General features: G+C 69.4%; 3 protein-coding genes. 2 read left to right on the plus strand and 1 reads right to left on the minus strand.

Annotated elements, in window-relative coordinates:
* The first annotated feature begins 105 nt into the window (after positions 1-105).
* Positions 106-546 carry an MEKHLA domain-containing protein gene (locus tag MKK67_RS06515; protein WP_243962914.1) on the plus strand — a complete coding sequence of 147 codons (441 nt, stop codon included), beginning with the start codon at positions 106-108 and terminating at the stop codon, positions 544-546.
* Between the two features lie 295 nt (positions 547-841).
* On the plus strand, positions 842-2,881 hold the full coding sequence (locus MKK67_RS06520) for a YgiQ family radical SAM protein (RefSeq protein ID WP_243962915.1): 2,040 nt from the start codon (positions 842-844) through the stop codon (positions 2,879-2,881).
* A 76-nt stretch (positions 2,882-2,957) separates the two neighbouring features.
* Here MKK67_RS06520 and MKK67_RS06525 read toward each other — a convergent pair.
* Positions 2,958-3,158 (minus strand): oligopeptide/dipeptide ABC transporter ATP-binding protein (locus MKK67_RS06525; protein ID WP_409568373.1); only part of this gene is annotated, 201 nt, incomplete at its 5' end.

The raw sequence follows: 3,158 nt of genomic DNA on the forward strand, positions 1-3,158 counted from the left end.
GCATCGACGCGGATCCGGTGCTGTAGGGTGGGATTCGGCACCGCGTGACCGGCCCGGAATCGGCTATGGGCTGCGCACCTGCGCAGCCGATCCCGGACCACCGTGATGGACCTCTCGCACGACCCCGACTTCTTCGCCGTCCTCACCGGCAGCTACCGGCGGCGCCTCGGCGCTGCGCTGGTACCGGAGGGGGCGGATGCGGCCTGGCTCTACGAGCAGGCGCCCTTCGTCGTGCTGGCCCATAACGGCGGCGCCGACCCGCGCTTCGTCTACGCCAACCGGGCCGCGCAGGCCTGCTTCGGCTACGCGCGGGACGAGCTGGTCGGCCTGCCGTCGCGGCTCTCGGCTGAGGCGCCCGAGCGCGCCGAGCGGCAACGCCTCCTCGACGCCGTCGCCCGGGACGGGTTCACCCGCGGCTACCGGGGCCTGCGGATCGCCAAGGGCGGCCGGCGCTTCTGGATCGAGCAGGCGGTGGTCTGGCAACTCGACCGCGACGGCGAGACGGTGGGCCAAGCGGCGACGTTTTCGGAGTGGCGCGACGCGTGAGGGAGTTGGACGCCGCCTCTTGCGAGGCGGACGACCTTCGACGCGCGCCGCCTTCCGCTTGCGACCCGACCTTGCCGTTCGAGCGTCCGTCCCGATGTCCTTGAGCGGACGTCGAATAGACACCGCCCCAGGACGAAAGCTGGCCGACAGAAAAATACTTGCTTCCCGGCCCGGGCCCGATCTCCGCTTCCGGCGCAGATCGAAAGCAAGTCTCGGGCGCGTCGAAAAGGTCGCGGCTCCCAACATCCGCGCTCTTCGTTGAGCTCGCGGCCTTGGCGGTCTATGCACCCACCCCATGGACCTCCAAGCTTCTGCGAGCCGATCCCTGGCGACTCTCGGCTGCAAGGTGCCGCTTCTCAGGAAGGCGGCGCCGTTCCTGCCCATGAGTCGCGCCGAGATGGACACGCTCGGGTGGGACGCCTGCGACGTCGTCCTGGTAACGGGCGACGCCTATGTCGATCATCCGAGCTTCGGCATGGCCATCATCGGCCGGCTGCTCGAGGCGCAGGGATTCCGGGTCGGCATCATCGCGCAGCCCGACTGGCAATCGGCGGAGCCGTTCAAGGCCTTGGGCAGGCCGACGCTGTTCTTCGGCGTCACCGGCGGCAATCTCGATTCGATGGTGAACCGCTACACGGCGGACCGTCGCCTCCGACACGACGACGCCTACACGGCGGGTGGAGAGGGCGGCCGGCGCCCGGACCGCTCGACTATCGTCTACACGCAGCGCTGCCGCGAGGCCTACAAGGACGTGCCGATTATCCTCGGCGGCATCGAGGCGTCGCTGCGCCGCATCGCCCACTACGATTACTGGTCCGACAAGGTGCGCCGCTCGATCCTGGCGGACGCGAAGGCCGATCTGCTGATCTACGGCAATGCCGAACGCGCCGTCGTCGAGGTGGCGAACCGGCTCGCGGCCGGCGAGGCGCCGCACGACCTCGACGCCGTCCGGGGCGTCGCCCTGTTCCGCCGCGTGCCCGAGCATTACACGGAGCTGCCCGCCGACGATCTCGATTCGACCGACGAGGCCGCCGCCCGTCGCCCCGGCGAGACCGTGATCCGGCTCCCCGCCTACGAGCAGGTCAAGGACGACAAGGAGGCCTATGCCCGCGCCTCGCGGGTGCTTCACCGGGAGGCCAACCCCGGCAACGCCCGCCCCCTCGTCCAGCGCCACGGCGACCGCGATCTGTGGCTGAACCCGCCGCCGATCCCGCTCTCCAGCGAGGAGATGGATGCGGTCTACGATCTGCCCTACGCCCGCGCCCCCCATCCCGCCTACGGCGACGCGAAGATCCCCGCGTGGGACATGATCAAGTTCTCGGTGACCATCATGCGCGGCTGCTTCGGCGGCTGCACCTTCTGCTCCATCACCGAGCACGAGGGCCGCGTCATCCAGAACCGCTCGGAAGACTCGATCCTGCGCGAGATCGAGAAGATCCGCGACAAGACCCCGGGCTTCACGGGCGTGATCTCGGATGTCGGCGGGCCGACGGCGAACATGTACCGGATGGCGTGCAAGGACCCGAAGATCGAGGCGGCGTGCCGCCTGCCGTCCTGCGTCTTTCCCGATATCTGCCCGAACCTGAACACCTCGCACGACGACCTGATCCGGCTCTATCGCAAGGTCCGGGAGGTGAAGGGCGTCAAGAAGGTGATGGTCGCCTCCGGCGTGCGCTACGACCTCGCGGTCCGGAGCCCCGAATACGTCAAGGAGCTCGTGACCCATCACGTCGGCGGCCGTCTCAAGATCGCGCCCGAGCACACCGAGCGCGGCCCCCTCGACCTGATGATGAAGCCGGGAATCGGCACGTATGACCGCTTCAAGGAGATGTTCGACGCCGCCGCTAAGCAGGCCGGCAAGAAATACTACCTGATCCCGTATTTCATCGCGGCGCATCCGGGCACGACCGACGAGGACATGATGAACCTCGCCCTCTGGCTCAAGAAGAACGACTATCGCGCCGATCAGGTCCAGACGTTCCTGCCCTCGCCCATGGCGACCGCCACGACCATGTATCACACCGAGATCAACCCGTTGCAGGGCGTGCGGCGCGGCGGCAGCGAGCCGGTCGACGCGATCAAGGGGATGCGGCAGCGCCGGCTGCACAAGGCGTTCCTGCGCTACCACGATCCTGAGAACTGGCCCCTGTTGCGCGAGGCGCTGCGGGCGATGGGCCGCGCGGACCTCATCGGGCCGAGGCCGGACCAACTGGTTCCGCTCTCGCAGCCGCCGGGAACGGGCGCCGGTGCGGGCAAGGCAGGCGGCCAGTCGCGCCCCATGCGCCATCCGGGCGCGCCGCGTTTCACCACGAAGGGCGTGCCGCTGAGGAAGTGACGGCCGCGCGCGCCTGGCAACCGGATGGTCCCAGGGCGACAGACAGCCTTCGATCCGGCCTGCATCGACCCGGAAATCAGGCCCGCCCCTCCTGCACCGCGTGGCAGGCGACGCCGTCGAGCAAAGCCGGCACTTCCGCGCGGCAGCGGTCGTTCGCCAGCGGGCAGCGCGGGTTGAAGGTGCAGCCCGGGGGCGGGTCGATCGGGTTCGGGATCTCGCCGGAGACCGGCACCCGGGCGCGGCCGACATGGGCGAGGTCGGGCACCGCGTCGAGCAG

The organism is Methylobacterium sp. J-072 (assembly GCF_022829425.1).
Taxonomy (GTDB): Bacteria; Pseudomonadota; Alphaproteobacteria; order Rhizobiales; family Beijerinckiaceae; genus Methylobacterium.